This window comes from Streptomyces sp. NPDC001594, assembly GCF_042893675.1.
GTDB lineage: Bacteria > Actinomycetota > Actinomycetes > Streptomycetales > Streptomycetaceae > Streptomyces.
This window is the reverse complement of the sequence record NZ_JBIAVB010000004.1, coordinates 206,743-220,632: the sequence shown is the minus strand read 5'-3', so window position 1 is coordinate 220,632 and position 13,890 is coordinate 206,743. Positions and strand designations below refer to the sequence as shown.

Annotated in this window: 14 protein-coding genes; 6 read left to right on the top strand and 8 right to left on the bottom strand. The window is 72.0% G+C overall.

Annotated elements, in window-relative coordinates; genetic code table 11:
* Positions 1–40: 40 nt before the first annotated feature.
* Genes ACFY0O_RS09930 through ACFY0O_RS09915 form a run of 4 tightly spaced genes read right to left on the bottom strand, consistent with a single transcriptional unit; the run spans position 41 to position 4,587 of the window.
* The gene (locus tag ACFY0O_RS09930) at positions 41–670 is read right to left on the bottom strand and encodes a hypothetical protein (protein WP_388945025.1); all 630 of its coding nucleotides are present in this window, start codon (positions 668–670) and stop codon (positions 41–43) included.
* Positions 657–2,288 (bottom strand): substrate-binding domain-containing protein, encoded by a 1,632-nt coding sequence (locus tag ACFY0O_RS09925; RefSeq protein ID WP_388945022.1) that lies wholly within the window; start codon positions 2,286–2,288, stop codon positions 657–659. Before ACFY0O_RS09925 ends, ACFY0O_RS09930 begins: the two co-directional genes overlap by 14 nt.
* Positions 2,285–3,490, bottom strand: coding sequence for a toxic anion resistance protein (locus ACFY0O_RS09920; protein ID WP_388945019.1), 1,206 nt, complete (start codon positions 3,488–3,490; stop codon positions 2,285–2,287). The genes ACFY0O_RS09925 and ACFY0O_RS09920 overlap by 4 nt, the downstream gene beginning before the upstream one ends.
* Positions 3,490–4,587 carry a hypothetical protein gene (locus tag ACFY0O_RS09915; protein ID WP_388945016.1) on the bottom strand — a complete coding sequence of 366 codons (1,098 nt, stop codon included), beginning with the start codon at positions 4,585–4,587 and terminating at the stop codon, positions 3,490–3,492. The genes ACFY0O_RS09920 and ACFY0O_RS09915 overlap by 1 nt, the downstream gene beginning before the upstream one ends.
* A 137-nt stretch (positions 4,588–4,724) precedes the next feature.
* Here ACFY0O_RS09915 and ACFY0O_RS09910 point away from each other — a divergent pair, with 137 nt between their 5' ends.
* Positions 4,725–5,141: a hypothetical protein gene (locus tag ACFY0O_RS09910; RefSeq protein WP_388945013.1), complete on the top strand. Its 417-nt coding sequence runs from the start codon at positions 4,725–4,727 to the stop codon at positions 5,139–5,141.
* Between the two features lie 43 nt (positions 5,142–5,184).
* Here the strand turns inward: ACFY0O_RS09910 and ACFY0O_RS09905 are convergent, their stop codons facing one another.
* Together ACFY0O_RS09905 and ACFY0O_RS09900 are read right to left on the bottom strand one after the other, a co-directional pair.
* Positions 5,185–5,388 (bottom strand): hypothetical protein, encoded by a 204-nt coding sequence (locus ACFY0O_RS09905; protein WP_388945010.1) that lies wholly within the window; start codon positions 5,386–5,388, stop codon positions 5,185–5,187.
* A gap of 126 nt (positions 5,389–5,514) precedes the next feature.
* A complete protein-coding gene (locus tag ACFY0O_RS09900; protein ID WP_358894997.1) occupies positions 5,515–5,880 on the bottom strand; it encodes a hypothetical protein in 366 nt (121 codons plus the stop codon).
* Positions 5,881–6,026: 146 nt separating this feature from the next.
* On the opposite strand from ACFY0O_RS09900, the gene ACFY0O_RS09895 reads away from it, so the two are divergent.
* From ACFY0O_RS09895 to ACFY0O_RS09875, 5 genes are all read left to right on the top strand, one after another.
* Positions 6,027–7,025 (top strand): LuxR C-terminal-related transcriptional regulator, encoded by a 999-nt coding sequence (locus ACFY0O_RS09895; RefSeq protein WP_388945007.1) that lies wholly within the window; start codon positions 6,027–6,029, stop codon positions 7,023–7,025.
* Positions 7,026–7,555: 530 nt separating this feature from the next.
* A complete protein-coding gene (locus ACFY0O_RS09890) occupies positions 7,556–8,719 on the top strand; it encodes a DUF692 family multinuclear iron-containing protein (RefSeq protein WP_388945006.1) in 1,164 nt (387 codons plus the stop codon).
* Positions 8,719–9,540, top strand: a complete 822-nt coding sequence (locus tag ACFY0O_RS09885) for a DUF692 family multinuclear iron-containing protein (protein ID WP_388945004.1) — start codon at positions 8,719–8,721, stop codon at positions 9,538–9,540. The genes ACFY0O_RS09890 and ACFY0O_RS09885 overlap by 1 nt, the downstream gene beginning before the upstream one ends.
* Positions 9,479–10,039, top strand: a complete 561-nt coding sequence (locus tag ACFY0O_RS09880; RefSeq protein ID WP_388945001.1) for a hypothetical protein — start codon at positions 9,479–9,481, stop codon at positions 10,037–10,039. Before ACFY0O_RS09885 ends, ACFY0O_RS09880 begins: the two co-directional genes overlap by 62 nt.
* Entirely contained in the window at positions 10,036–11,337 is a 1,302-nt protein-coding gene (locus ACFY0O_RS09875; RefSeq protein ID WP_388944998.1) for an MATE family efflux transporter, read from the top strand. Before ACFY0O_RS09880 ends, ACFY0O_RS09875 begins: the two co-directional genes overlap by 4 nt.
* A 707-nt stretch (positions 11,338–12,044) precedes the next feature.
* On the opposite strand, the gene ACFY0O_RS09870 is transcribed toward ACFY0O_RS09875, so the two are convergent.
* Positions 12,045–12,446 carry a hypothetical protein gene (locus ACFY0O_RS09870; RefSeq protein ID WP_388944995.1) on the bottom strand — a complete coding sequence of 134 codons (402 nt, stop codon included), beginning with the start codon at positions 12,444–12,446 and terminating at the stop codon, positions 12,045–12,047.
* 117 nt (positions 12,447–12,563) lie between these two features.
* Positions 12,564–13,775 (bottom strand): pyridoxal phosphate-dependent aminotransferase, encoded by a 1,212-nt coding sequence (locus ACFY0O_RS09865; protein ID WP_358894988.1) that lies wholly within the window; start codon positions 13,773–13,775, stop codon positions 12,564–12,566.
* Between the last annotated feature and the right edge of the window lie 115 nt (positions 13,776–13,890).

Below are 13,890 nucleotides of genomic sequence, written 5' to 3'. Positions count from 1 at the left end.
CGGGCGGAAGCCACTGTCCCGGCCGCCGCCCGTCCGCCCCTCAGGAGCGTCCGCGCTCCTCGAGATAGGTCGTGTGCGTCTGCTGACGGCGGGCCTCCCTGTCCTGGAGGCCCGCCGTCAGGCGTTCCGCCTCGTCGAACAGCACCGACAGCTGCCGCTCCAGGTGCCGTTCCGGCGACTCCCCGCCCGGCGTCAGCCGGGTCCACCAGCGGGTCCGGTTGTACGTGTCCACGCATTCCGGCACGTCCAGCCGGATCGCCCGCGACAGCGCGTGCACCGCGTCCGGCTCCGCGGCCAGGGCCTCCGTGCCCCGGCCCGGCTCCAGCAGCGCCGCGTACAGGTCGAGCAGCTCGCCCAGCTTCCCGTCGGCGGCCGGCGGGAGCTCCACCTCCGCCACGTAGTCCCGCAGCCGGCCCAGGTCCTCCCGTACGGCGCCCAACTGCTCGGCCGTGCCCGGGAACCGCGGGACGGGGGCCCGCTCGGGCGGGGCGACCAGCGCCCCCGCCCCGTACAGCCCGGCGATCACCAGCGGCCAGTACGTCCCCGCCACCCCGGCCACGGTCAGCGCCAGGCCGACCAGCCCGCAGACGCTGCCCGTCAGGTTCTTCTTCGACTCCAGGTAGCCGAGCGCCCTGGTCAGCGGCCCGGTCAGGGGCCTATTGGTAGCCACGGATCTCCTCGAAGGCCCCGTCCAGCGACCCGTTGCCATTGGTGGCGTCGAAGAGCCGGCCGCCCGTCAGCTCGGTGATGTGGGACAGCTCCTTGCGGTCCGAGTCCCCGAACAGGACCGCGAAGACCGGGGTGTGCTTCTGGCCCTCGGGCAGCCCGGCGTAGAAGGAGTCGAAGTCCTGCACCTTGTCCCCGCTCTGCCCGTCCGTCATGAGCACGATCGAGGTGAAAGCGTCGGCGTTCCCCTGCCCCAGGTGCTGGTAGGCGGCCTTCAGGCTCCCGTACACCGCCGTGCCGCCCTCGGGGCGCAGGGACTTCACGTCACCGCGGATCGCGTCCAGGGCCGGACCCGGGTTGCCGGGCTCCACCACGTGCGTCAGCACCTGCTTCACCCGGTCGCCGAAGGGCAGGAGGGTCACCTCCTCGCGGTCCCGGAACCGCTGCCCCGGACCCGAACTCCCCGTCCCCGTCAGGTCGGTGAGCGCGTCCCGCAGCCGGTCGATGCGGTGGTCGTCGCCCATCGACCCCGACGTGTCGAGCACGTACACCGTCCGCGAGGGCCGGCGCAGCTCGTTCTCGTACGAGGCCAGCAGCCCGTCGGCGACCGAACGCGAGCCCGGGAAGGGCAGCTCGCGCCGCTTGTCGGCGTCCAGCCCGGCGGCGGGGGCCACCCCGGGCGCCACCGGGCGGCGGAAGGTCTGCTCGGTGACGGCCTTCTGCGCCGCGTCGCCGCGCAGGTACTCCGTCAGCCGCCGGCCCGACTCGCGGGCCCCGGCGGGGGAGGAGGTCAGCAGGGTCAACGGGTAGTGGGCGGTGACCACCCCGTCCTTGGGGCGGATGACCGTGAGGGGCGCCTTGGCGTCCCTGTTCATCGAGAGCAGGACCGACTCGTAGTTCACGAGGGCGTCGACGTCACCGCGCTTGGCGTACGCCGTCGCCAGCCAGCCGGAGGAACCGGAGGTCAGCTTCTGCCCGGTGAAGAAGCCCTTCAGCCGCGGCTGGGCCTTCCTCACGTCCTCGTCGGTGAGCGCCGCCTGCGCCCCCGAGAGCCCCGACGCCACCGATACGAGCGCGGAGAAACCGGAGTTGGAGCGGACCGGGTCCGTCATCCCGTAGGTCAGCTTCCCGGCGGCCACGGCCTCCTCGACCGCCGCCCAGGTCACCTCCTGCGGCTTCCAGCCGAGCCGGGCCAGCGCCTCCGGCCGGACGCCCAGGGCGACCGGCGAGGACATCACCGGGGTCTCGTTGGCGAGTTTGGCGACCGCTTCGGGGCGCAGGCGCAGGTAGTCGTTGGAGGAGAGCCAGATCGCGTCGTACTTGCCGTCCGCCTTGCCCGAGGCCACCTGCTCGGCCGCGTCGAGCGTCCCCGACCAGGTGAAGTCGACGGAGACCCCGGTCGCGGCCTTGGCGTCCTTGAGGACCGGCGCCATGTCGGCGAGCTCGCTGGACGCCAGGACGCGCAGCCTGCCCTCCTTGTACACGGCCGCCGGCGTCCCGGAACCCGCCGTCGGGGTGTCGGCCGGCGTCCCGCCCGTGCAGGCCGAGGCCCCGAGCAGGGTCGCGGCCAGGGCCACCGCCGCCGCCAGACGCCTGCGGATCCGTAGCTCGTACCGCCTCATCGGTCGCCTCCTTCCAGGGCGTTCGGCGTGCGGGTCCGGGCCAGGTACGCCGAGGCCGCCTGGAGCTCGCCCGTCAGGGACTCGACCGTCGCCGCCATGTTCTGCGTGGCCTGGGCCTTGAAGGAGTCGATCGCGTCGAGGGTCTTGTAGATCTGCCCGAAGGCCGTACGCAGCGTCTCCGCCCCGACCGCCGGGTCGGAGGCGATCCGCTGGATCTCCCCGCTCTGGGTGGCCAGCATCTCCGCGTTCCCCCGGATCAGGTCTTCCGTCGTTCCCCGCAGGGCGTTGACCTGCTCGACCACCTTGCGCTGGCTGTCCAGGGCCGAGGCCAGCATCACCGCGATGCGCAGCGCCGAGACCGTGGTGGTCGCGGCCCGGTCGACGCCCTTGATCAGCTCGTCGTTGTTGCGCCGGACCACGTCCATGGCAAGGTAGCCCTGGGCGCAGACGGCCAGCTGGGTCAGCAGGTCCTGGTGTTTCTGGCGGACCGGGAACAGCACGTCGGAGCGCAGGGCGTCCGCCTGGGCCGGGTCGGCGCGTTCCGCCTCGGTGATCCGCTGCTCGACGGCCGCGTCCAGGGCCTCGGTGAGCACCGCGTACTCCTGGAGCTTGCCCATGGTCTCCCAGAGGCGGGCCCGCTCGGTGTGCAGGGCGGCGTTGTCGCGGCGCAGCTCGTCCTGGCCGCCGCGCAGGGCGTGGACGATCCGGTTCAGGGTGTCCTGGGAGGAGGCGTACTTGGCGACGTGGTCACGGAACCGGTTGCCGCCGGGCAGCTTCGCCAGCAGCCTGCGGGCCCCCTTGGCGGGGGCGCCGGACTGCGGGTCGAGGTCCTCGACGGTACGACGCAGCTCGACGAGGGATCCGGCGACCCGGGCCTGGGGGTCACCGCCGCCGTCCGAGCCGATCGAGCGTACGGCCCGCTCCAGCATCCGGTTGGACTGGTGGGCGGCGGTCCGCATGTCGGCCGAGCCGAGGGTGGTGATGTCGCCGATGCGGGTGGCGAACTCGGGGGAGCGCGCGTCGATCCCGGCCAGCCGGCCGACGTACTCCCCGGCCCGGCGGGACATCTCCTCGCGCACGTCCTCGCCCAGCGGGACGAGGCCGGAGGCCTGCTCCCGCTGGACGGCGGGCACGGGCTCGGGCGGGGTGAGGACGAGCGGGCTCGCGCCCTCGTCCCCGGGCGGCGTCAGCGGAGTCGTCATCAGTTGGCCCCCTGTCCCTTGGCGCGGGCGGCCATCGCCATCAGCACCTTGACGGTCGGAGCGCCCACCTGCCGGATCCCGGTCAGGCCGGGGTTGAGGTAGCCGGCGTAGGGCGCGGTGGCGGCGGTGAACTCGGCGACGCCCTCCTGGGGGCGGAACCCGTGGCGCAGGGCGAGTTGCCGGAGCTTCGGGTCGGTGGCGAGGAGGTTGCCGAGTTCCTTGCTGTTGTCGTTGAGCGGGACGAACGTGTGCGGGGAGTTGACGGTGGTGTCCGGGTAGAGCACGACCATGTCGCCCACCTCGGCGTTCGTCTGCTTCTGCAGGAGGAGGGAGGCCACCTGGGACTCGTAGGCCAGGATCAGCGGTTCGCCGCTGCCGCTGATGAAGGCGCGGAAGGGGTCGTCGGTGGAGGGTTCGAGGGCGCCCTGCACCTGGATCAGCTTGCGCAGGAGCGGGGCGGTGCGGTTGATCCCGGCGTCGTCCGAGACGACCGTGCCGCCGTTGGCGACGTTGGAGGTCGCGGCGATGAACAGGGCGCCGGAGTTGGAGGTGGCCGGGTCGGTGGTCTTGACGAAGACGGTGCCGGTCAGCTCGGCGTAGGCGGCTGAGCCGTTGAGCTGCTGCCAGGTCCGGTCCTCGCCGGCGGCCTTGAGGTAGGGGCCCATGAGGAGGGTCCCGGAGTTCTTCCCGTTCATCTTCACGAGCCCGTTGTCCGCGAGGACCTTCGCGGCGTTCGCGCGGGCGATGACGACGAGGGGGGAGAAGAAGGGCTTGGCGGTCTGCGCGCCCTTCACCCCGGCCGCGGCCTCGATCTCCTGCGCGGGCTCACTGCTGCCGGGGAAGGCGAAGTCGAACGCCTTGAGGTCCAGCTGGTCCATGGCCCAGGAGCCGGAGGTCTCCGTCCGGACGGTGTAGCCCTTGGCCGCAAGGGCCTTGACGACGTCGGGATCACGGAAGAACTCGGACTTCTCCGATCCGATGACGCCACGCACGGTCTTCGTTGCCGTGCCCTCTGTTCCGTTCCCCCCGAGGAAGATGACGGCGATCACGCCGCCTGTCAGGAGGACCGCCAGAGCGATTCCGAGGATGCGTCTCACGGGTGCAGCCTGCTCACGGAAACCCACATTCCGCGCGGTGTTGGGTGAACGGCCGGTGTCCAGGCGGTCCCGCTTCGAAATGCTGTGTGAGTGGGTGGGTGCTGGCGGGGCGGGGGGCGTGCCGGGAGGATCGGGGGATGGCACTGAAATGGCAGGGATGGGTGGTCGGCCTCGTGAGCCTGGCCGGCCTCCTGGTCTTCGCCCCGCTGGGCCTGTACGTCTGGGCCAGCAGCCCGACCGGGCCGGCGGGCCCGGCCGCCCCGCCCCCGGAGGTCCGGGTCACCGGCTGCCGCGTCGACCCGGCGAGCCGGCGGGTCCTGGCGGAGGTGGAGGCGCGGGGCGGGCAGGGCTCGTACGTGGCCACGGTCGAGTTCCGCGACCGGAAACCCCCGCAGGCGGACGCCCGCACGTCCCAGACCCTGGTCCGCCTGCCGGGCCTCGCCCCGGACGTGCCGCCCGCCCGCACCGAGGCCGTCGGCCCGGTCTGGCCGCCGGCGACGCCGCCGTGGTGCGGGGTGGCGGCGGTGGCGCGGGAGGGCGAGTCCCAGCGGTGAGGCTCAGCGTTGAGGCTTCAGGGGTGAGCCCGGCCGTGAGCCGTCAGTGGCCCCAGGTGACGTCGGTGCGGTTCGACTGGTGGCCGGTGGTCTGGCCCGCCGGAATGGTCGTGCCGGTACCGATGCCGTCGGCGGAGACGTGGTGCGGTGCGGTGGGCTCGCCCGTGGTGAAGGAATGCGCCACACCCAGGGCGCCGACGGCGATGAAGGCCGCGGCCACGGTCTTGGCGATTCGAGTGGCGAACATGGGCATCTGACTCCCCCTGAGCACAAGTACGTGGTGTCGGTCGTGTCTGTCGCGTCCCGGGCAGTCGCCCCGTCCGCTTCGGTCCCGGCTGGTCTCGCCTGCCGATGGCCCTACTCTGCTCGGACTTCAGAACGGGTGGAAGAGGTTCGCGGTGGACGGATCCTGCAGCTGCATATCCCGTCCATCGGAGCCCAGCACCGCGTCCCAGTACTGCGGGACCAGGGCCGCGCCGAAGGACACCACGTCCACCGCGGCGAGCGAGGGGTGCGCGAGCAGCGCCCGCCGGCAGACGTCCGACGCCGCCTGCTCCGCGACGGCGAGCGAGGGCGCCGTCAGGTAGAAGCCCACGACCGGACCGCCCGTCGCGTCGCCGTGCGCGCTGACGTGTTCCAGGCCCTCCCCGTCGCGCGCACACCCCAGGAACAGCTGCGCCGCGTCCGGAGGGAGGGAGGTGTGGTCCGGAGCCCGGAGCCGGGCGTGCACGAGATACATACGCCCATCCTCCGCAGCGCCCACCCCCGCGGTACAGGCCGCCACCGGGGACTGTTTATGCCAGAACAGGAACCGACCAGGGGCCGGACGGTGCCTTCGTATAGTTCCCTGCAGACGCACGTGTACTAACACCTGGGGGCATCGCCATGCTGGAACTGCTGGGGCTCGACGCCGAAGCGGAACGCGTCTACCGGGCCCTCCTCGCCCACCCCGAGGACGGGGTGACCGTCCTCGCCCAGCGGCTCGCACTCCCCGAGCACGACCTGCGCGCCTGCCTCGACCGGCTCAGCCGCCTCGCCCTGGTCCAGCCCTCGTCCCGGGAAGGCATCGGGTTCCGTCCGCTGGACCCGGAAGACGCCATGGAACTGCTGCTGGCCCGCCAGCAAGCGGAACTGGCCGCCCACCAGCAGAAGGTGGAGGCCTCCCGGGCCGCCGCGGCGCAGCTCATCGCCGAATGCTCCTCGATGCGCCCGCGCGGGGCCACCGCCGGGGCCGAGAGCCTGCGGGGGCCGGAGGAGATACGCGACCGGCTGGCCCGGCTGGCCGCCAACACCCGCCACGAGATCATGACGTTCGCGCCCGGCGGCGCCCACACCGCCGCCGACCTCGAAGCCAGCCGCGGCCCCAACGCCGCCCTCCTGGACCGGGGCATCACCATGCGCACCGTCTACCTCGACAGCGTCCGCAACCACCAGCCGACCCTGGACCACGTGGACTGGCTGCACCGCCACGGCGGACAGGTGCGCACCGCTCCCACCCTGCCGGTACGGATGATCATCTCGGACCGCCGCGAGGCCGTCCTCCCGCTCGACACCGACGACGCCCAGGCCGGGGCGGTCGTCCTCACCTACGAGGGGCCCATCGCCGCGCTGTGCGCCCTGTTCGAGAGCGTCTGGCAGAGCGCCAACCCGCTCGGCACCGCCGTCGAACGCAACATGGACGGGCTCACCCGCCAGCACATGGAGTCCCTCCACATGCTCCTCCAAGGGCTCACCGACGAGGCCATCGCCAAACGCCTCGGCGTCTCCCCGCGCACCGCCCGCCGCATCGCCGCCGAACTCATGGAGGCGCTGGAGGCCCGCAGCCGCTTCCAGGCCGGCGCGCACGCCGTCCAGAACGGCTGGCTCCCCGCCACCCGCGTCTGAGCCCCCGCCCCACCCTCCCGTGAAAGCCGCGCCCCCCGGGGACGCGGCTTTCGGCGTTCCCGGGGTCATTCCGTCCAGGCGGGGGCGGAGGTCCGGGTGGAGGTGGACGGGATATGCCATTGCAGAATCCGTCCACCGGAAAGCCCTTCCAGTGGTGTTCGAGGACCGGCACAGTAGAGGCATCGGCAGGGAACACCGGCCGAAACCGGGAAAACCGGGAAGGCCGGTAAACCCGGGGAGTGTGAAAGGGAGGTGAATCAAATGATCGACATCCAGGACATCGAGGTCATGGCGGAGGCCCTGACCTGCGGCAGCTACAACAAGGGCTGAATCAGGCGGATGACGCCGGCGCATCTCATGCACGACAGGAGGTGAACGTAATGATCGACATCCAGGACATCGAGGTCATGGCCGAGGCCCTGACCTGCGGCAGCTACAACAAGGGCTGACGAATTGTGAGGGCGCGCTCCGGAAGCGGAGCGCGCCCCCGCCGTACCCGCACCCGGAAACCGGGGGGAGAGGAAAGAGAAATGCAGACGACCATCCAACCGATCCTGCCGGTCAGTGGAGACCTGCTCCGCGTGGGCGGGGCATTCACCCCGGGATTTCTCGACCCGGACCCGTCCCGGAGGCTCGCCCTCGTCGGCGAAAAGCCCTTCCTGGAATTCGGGTTCAACGAATGGCGGAAATGGGAGGCCCTCGACGAGGTCCCGGCCGTGCCGGAATTCTCCCTCCACCTCGGACGTACGGCGATCTGCGAAGGCCCCCGGGAACAGGCCCGCTACATCGACTACGTGATGGACCAGTCGGCCACCCGCCGCAACAAGCCGACCTCCATCGGCGTCCACGTCACCGGCGACCGCGCCCTGGGCGGCGGGTCCTTCGGACTCCACTCGTACTTCTCCGGCACGAAGGAGGAGGAGGAACGCGCCGTCCGCTTCCTCTCCGACCTCAACCGGACCTCGGGCCTGCCCGTCTGGGTGGAGAACGCCAACTGCTACTCGGCCTCCGCCCGCGGCATCCTCGACGCCTGGCAGGCGGTCACGCGCATCTGCGAGAAGACCGGCTCCGGCCTGATCGTCGACCTCGCCCACCTCTACATCGACGCCGTCAACTGCGGCGTCCCCGTGGAAGTGCTGCTCGGCGCGATCCCCTGGTCCCAGGTGGTCGAACTGCACCTGTCCGGCGTCCGCACCGGCCGGGACGGAACCCTCCACGACGGCCACTCCGAAGCCGTCCACGAAGGCGTCTGGTCACTGCTCGACACCGTGCTGGACCAGCGGCTCATCACCGAGACCGAACCCGTCACCGTGATCGTCGAACACGCCGACATCACCTGGACCGACCGGGCCGACCAGTACTACGCCGACTTCGCCCGGGCGCAATCCGCCCTCGAACGCCACCACCGGGCCCGCACCGAGGGTGCCTCGAACCCCGAACCCCACGACTACGGCGTCCCCTACTGCCGCGCCTACCTGCGCCAGCTGTGCAACGGCTGGATCCCGGGCCTCGCCCAGGCCACCGAACAGCGCGGCCTGTCCTACGTCGACCTGTTCGACCAGTGGGTGGACGACGTCCGCGCCCGCGGCAAGCGCATCGTCCTCAACCTCGACGAGATCCCGCCGGCCGAACGACCCGGCGCGGTCAGCGCCCCCCAGGACCTGCTGGCCTACGCCAAGGAGAAGCTGCGCTGATGCAGATCGGTGTCAACGTCACCTCGCCGGACACCCTCGAGATGGCCTGCGAGCTGCGCGACTCGGGGCACATCGACTTCGTCGAGGTCCTGATCGACGGATTCGCCCACCTCGACCCGAAGGAGTTCCGCCGCACGGTCGGCGACGACCTCCCCGTCGGCTGCCACATCATGCTCTCCCGGTTCCTCGACCCGGACCGGGAACGCCTCGACCACTACCTGGACCTGGTGAACCGCTGGCGGGCCGACTGCGGCCTGCTCTACGTCAGCGACCACATCGCCCACTTCTCCCACCACGGCCAGCCACTGCCCCTCGCCCAGGAGGTGGACTACGCCGCCTGGCAGCCGGTGGTCGACTCCGTGCGCGCGTGGCAGGAGGAACTCGGCACCAGCCTCGCCGTGGAGAACTTCCCCTCCCAGACCCCCTCCGACATCCCCCAGGCCCGCGCCTACGCCGAGCTCACCGCGGCCACCGGCTGCGAGGTCCTCATGGACGTGTCCAACGCGATGGTCGCCCAGCTCAACACCGGTCAGCCCGCCGCCGCGTGGGCCGAAGTACCGGGCGTGGGCCGCAGGTTCCACCTGGCCGGCTACAGCCCCTCCCCGGCGGCCCCCTCCCTCATCGTCGACAGCCACGACGCCGCTGTCAGCGACGAGACCCTCGACCTGCTGACGCTGTTCGCCGGCCGCGCCGCCCCGGACGCCACCCTCGTCGTCGAACGCGACGCCAACCACGACCTGGACGAATGGAGGACGGACCTTGACCGCACGCGCGCCACAGTCGTCGCGGCTCGACGCCTGCATCAGCCCCACCGCCCGTGACTCCCTCGCCCCCGGCTCCCGCGACCGGCTGATCGCCGCGGAATCCCTGCGCATCCGCTGGCACCAGCTCTTCGACCGCATCCCGCTGCTGTCCGCACGCCTGCCCGACACCACCGACCTCTACGAGGCCTTCCTGGAATGGGCGGTGGCCGCGGGGGCGGCGGACCGGCGCCTGGACTGGCGCATGCACCTGCACTTCCTGGAGTTCCTGGAGTCCGCGGAGGGCGGGGGCACCGCCCTGCGCCCACAGGACCACATCGAACTGCTCGCGGCCTCGGCCGCCCGCTGGTTCGCCTCCCCCGAGCACCGCCAGCGGGGCCTGGCCCTCACCACCGCGGCCCTCGCCCCCAAGGTCGTCGTCGCGCTGAAGGGGAACGCCCCCCTGGAACGCGGCCGCGTGAAGCTCGCCCAGCTGCCCGGGCTGGAGCCGGCCCCCGGCACCCACTGGGCGCTCTCCGGTCCCGCCGACTTCGCCGCCCTCACCTGGACCGCGCTGTGACCGCCACGACCGCCGCCCCGGCCGCCGCCTCCACCCCGTCCCTGGGCAGGCGGGTCCTCGCCCTGATGGGCCCCATGGTGGTCGCGTCCGTCATGGGCCAGGCCATCGCCCAGACCGACCTGTGGGTGATCAGCACCCTGGGGGAGCAGGCCGTGGCCGCCGCGGCCGTACCGCAGCGCCTGCTCCTCCTCGACTCGATCACCGCCATGGCCATGGGCCCCGTCGTCGGGCTGTCCGTGGCCGGCGCCGTATCCGCCCACGCCCGCCGCCGCGCGGTACAGGGCGGCCTCGTCGGCGCCACCGCCGCCGGGCTGCTCATCGCGGCGGCCGGACTTGCCGTGCTGCCGTACCTCCTGGACACCCTGGTCGCCGCACCCGGCATCCGCGACGACGCACGGTCGGCCCTGCTGTGGCTGCTGATCGCCGCCCCGGTGCGGCTCGCCCAGTTCGTCGGCGCCATGGCACTGTTCGCGCTGAGGCGCTCGCGCCCCCTCCTCACCCTGTACGCCGTCGCGGTCGCCGCGAACGCGGCCCTCGACTGGTTCCTCGTACACGGCGCAGGCCTAGGCTTCGCCGGTGCCTACGCCGCCACCTCCGTCATCGCCGCCCTCGAATGCGCCGTCACGGTGTGGCTGCTGCGCGACCACCTCTCCCTCCCGCTCAGGCTCCGCGACAGCGCCCGCTGGCTGCGGCAGGTGGCGCGCAGCATGGTCACGGAGTGGGGGCACATGCTCTCGGTGATCGGCTTCGAACTGCTGCTGGTCCTCGCGCTGACCCTCAAGGCCTCGTGGGGGGACCGGCTCGCCGCGTTCTCCGCGGGCGCCGTCCTCACGGCGACCCTGCACATCCCGCTCACCGCCCTGGTCAACGCGACCGGCATGGTCTGCAAGGACGCGGCCCCCTCCGCCCGGGAATGGCGCGGCCTGCGGGGAGGCGTCCTGGCCGTGTCCGGGGCCGTCGGCGTCCTCGTCGCGGCGGCGGCCTGGACGGTACTGCCCGGCTTCTACGGCCTCCACGGCTCGGCCGCGACCTGGTTCACCTGGCTGATGGCCGCCCAGGCCGCCGCGTTCCCCCTCCGCCTCCTGGCCGCCACGGCCGAAGGCCGCCACAAGGCCGCCGCCCGCTTCGGGGTGGTCCTACGCCTCCGCCTGCTCCAGGAATTCGGCATAGCCCTACCGGTCTTCGCCGCAGGCCTGCTGACGGACAACGCCGCTCTGGCGTGGTCGGGCCTGGTGGCGGGCGCGGCGGTGAACGCCTGGCTGCTGCGGGGCGGCGGCACGGCCCCGGGGCGGGACTGACCAGCCGACCGGGACCGGGGGTGGCCGGCATCCCGGCGGGGCGGTCTCAGCGAAGGGTTGGGGCTTCCCCGTCAGTCTCATCGTCCTTCCGCGTCGGGCCGGCCCGTCAAGGTCGCTCCTTCGCCGCGTCGCTACGCGATGTCGCTGCGCTCCACCCTTGACAGCCCTTCCCGCCCCGGAAAAACGAAGACTGCCGGGAAACCCCCGAAGGAACGGGACGGATGTTCCATGGACATGCGGCGGACTCAGCGACCCGCCGGGGTCGTCGGGGGCCGCCGCGCCGGGCATCCGGGCCGCCCTGCCTGCCATCCGGGACCGCCCTCCGCAGCAGATCGCTACGCGCTCCTCCCGTCTCAGCGTCCGCCGCCCGCCTGGGCCCGCTGCCCGCACCAAAGGCCAACCGGACCGTCATCCGGGGCCGGTGGGCGCACCAGATCGCTACGCGTTGGACAGTGGGACTGACGGGAAAGCCCCAAGGCAGCTCTGAGACCGCTGGCTGATGTCCCGACCCTTCCCGGTCCCGGGCAGCTGACAGCCACCGCCCGGCGGGATCCCGATCCCCACCCGCCCCGCACCAGGGGAGGCGGGTGGGCAATCACCGCTCGGCCGGGACCCCTCGAGGGGGAGATGGCGGGCCCGTGCCGCGAGAGCCGCGCCGAGGTGTGTGGCGCCCGGTCCGGAGCCTCCGCGGCCCCGGACCGGGGCCGTCAGGGGGTGCCGGCCAGCTGGGCGGCGGCTGCGTGGGTGTCCATGCGCTGGGCGGCGAGGATGGCCACGGCGGTGTCGGCGCGGGAGGCGGCGACGAGGAGGGCGCGGGCGGCGAGGTCGTGGGCGCGGCGGTGCAGCGTGGCGGTGTCGGCGCCGTCGGACAGGGCCGGGTAGGCGATCCGCAGCGGCTGCGAGCCGCGCAGGCGGGTCACCTGCTCCGCGATGCGGGCGGCGCCGCCGTCCTCCAGGCCGAGCTCGTCGGTGACGGCGAGCAGGGCCGCGAGGTGTCCGGCGAGCTGGATGTCCAGGGCTTCGCCTCGGCTGCTGTGCGGGTACTGGGGTGAGCTGTGGCTGCCGTCCACGTCGTGGACGACCGACTTGGAGCGGATCGGCTCGTACATGAGGAGGCCTCCTGCGGGGTCAGGAGACCATCCTACCTTGGATCCGTTCTAAAGTTGAGCTGTATCCGGACTCTGGGACGCCATCCCCCGCGCCCCCCGTCCTCCCCGTCCCCCCCGTCAGTGCTGGCCGTACCCGTCCAGGAAGCGGCCGATGCGGGTGACCGCGTCGGCGAGGTCCTTGGCGTTCGGCAGGGTCACGATGCGGAAGTGGTCGGGTTCGGGCCAGTTGAAGCCGGTGCCGTGCACGACCATGATCTTCTCGGCCCGCAGCAGGTCGAGGACCATCTGCCGGTCGTCCTTGATCTTGTAGACGGACGGGTCCAGCTTCGGGAACAGGTACAGGGCGCCCTTCGGCTTCACGCACGTCACGCCCGGGATCTGCGTGAGCAGGTCGTACGCCGTGTCGCGCTGCTCCAGCAGCCGGCCGCCCGGGAGCACCAGGTCCACGATCGACTGCCGGCCGCCGAGCGCGGTGGCCACCGCATGCTGCGAGGGCATGTTCGCGCACAGGCGCATGTTCGCCAGGATCGTCAGGCCCTCGATGTACGAGGCCGCGTGCTTCTTCGGGCCGCAGACCGCCATCCAGCCGGCCCGGTAGCCGGCGACGCGGTAGTTCTTCGACAGGCCGTTGAAGGTGAGGACCAGCAGGTCGGGGGCGATGGCGGCGGTGTTCGTGTGCGTGGTGCCGTCGTAGAGGATCCGGTCGTAGATCTCGTCGGAGCACACGATCAGGTTGTGGCGGCGCGCGATGTCCGTCAGGCCCCGCAGCATCTCGTCGTCGTAGACGGCGCCGGTGGGGTTGTTCGGGTTGATGATCACGAGCGCCTTGGTGCGGTCGGTGATCTTGCGCTCGATGTCCGCCAGGTCGGGCATCCAGTCGGACTGCTCGTCGCACCGGTAGTGCACGGCGGTGCCGCCCGCCAGGCTGACCGAGGCCGTCCACAGCGGGTAGTCGGGGGCGGGGACCAGTACCTCGTCGCCGTCGTCGAGCAGCGCCTGCATCGACATCTGGATCAGCTCGGAGACGCCGTTGCCGAGGTAGACGTCCTCGACGTCGAGCTCGATGCCCTTGGTCTGGTAGTGCTGCATGACCGCGCGCCTGGCCGACAGCAGGCCCTTCGCGTCCCCGTACCCGTGGGCGTTGCCCAGGTTGCGGAGCATGTCCTCAAGGATCTCCGGCGGGCACTCGAAGCCGAAGGCCGCGGGGTTGCCGGTGTTGAGCTTGAGGATGCGATGACCTGCCGCTTCGAGCCGCATCGCCTCTTCGAGGACGGGTCCGCGGATCTCGTAGCAGACATTGGCGAGTTTCGTTGACTGGATCACCTGCATGACGGGAGCTTACGGGCACTCCCCGATCCTCCGCTTGGGCATTCCGGCAGGAGGTGGAGGAGGGAAATGCCCGGTTCGCTCCCCGCTTCGCGTGATGGCCGGGTGCCGTCCCCGT

Bases quoted from the DNA above. Each gene is read 5' to 3' on its own strand.
- ACFY0O_RS09910 (WP_388945013.1), top strand. From the start codon at position 4,725: ATGGCACTGAAATGGCAGGGATGGGTGGTCGGCCTCGTGAGCCTGGCC.
- ACFY0O_RS09865 (WP_358894988.1), bottom strand. From the start codon at position 13,775: ATGCAGGTGATCCAGTCAACGAAACTCGCCAATGTCTGCTACGAGATC.
- ACFY0O_RS09870 (WP_388944995.1), bottom strand. From the start codon at position 12,446: ATGTACGAGCCGATCCGCTCCAAGTCGGTCGTCCACGACGTGGACGGC.
- ACFY0O_RS09905 (WP_388945010.1), bottom strand. From the start codon at position 5,388: ATGTTCGCCACTCGAATCGCCAAGACCGTGGCCGCGGCCTTCATCGCC.
- ACFY0O_RS09885 (WP_388945004.1), top strand. From the start codon at position 8,719: ATGCAGATCGGTGTCAACGTCACCTCGCCGGACACCCTCGAGATGGCC.
- ACFY0O_RS09920 (WP_388945019.1), bottom strand. From the start codon at position 3,490: ATGACGACTCCGCTGACGCCGCCCGGGGACGAGGGCGCGAGCCCGCTC.
- ACFY0O_RS09895 (WP_388945007.1), top strand. From the start codon at position 6,027: ATGCTGGAACTGCTGGGGCTCGACGCCGAAGCGGAACGCGTCTACCGG.
- ACFY0O_RS09900 (WP_358894997.1), bottom strand. From the start codon at position 5,880: ATGTATCTCGTGCACGCCCGGCTCCGGGCTCCGGACCACACCTCCCTC.
- ACFY0O_RS09890 (WP_388945006.1), top strand. From the start codon at position 7,556: ATGCAGACGACCATCCAACCGATCCTGCCGGTCAGTGGAGACCTGCTC.
- ACFY0O_RS09925 (WP_388945022.1), bottom strand. From the start codon at position 2,288: ATGAGGCGGTACGAGCTACGGATCCGCAGGCGTCTGGCGGCGGCGGTG.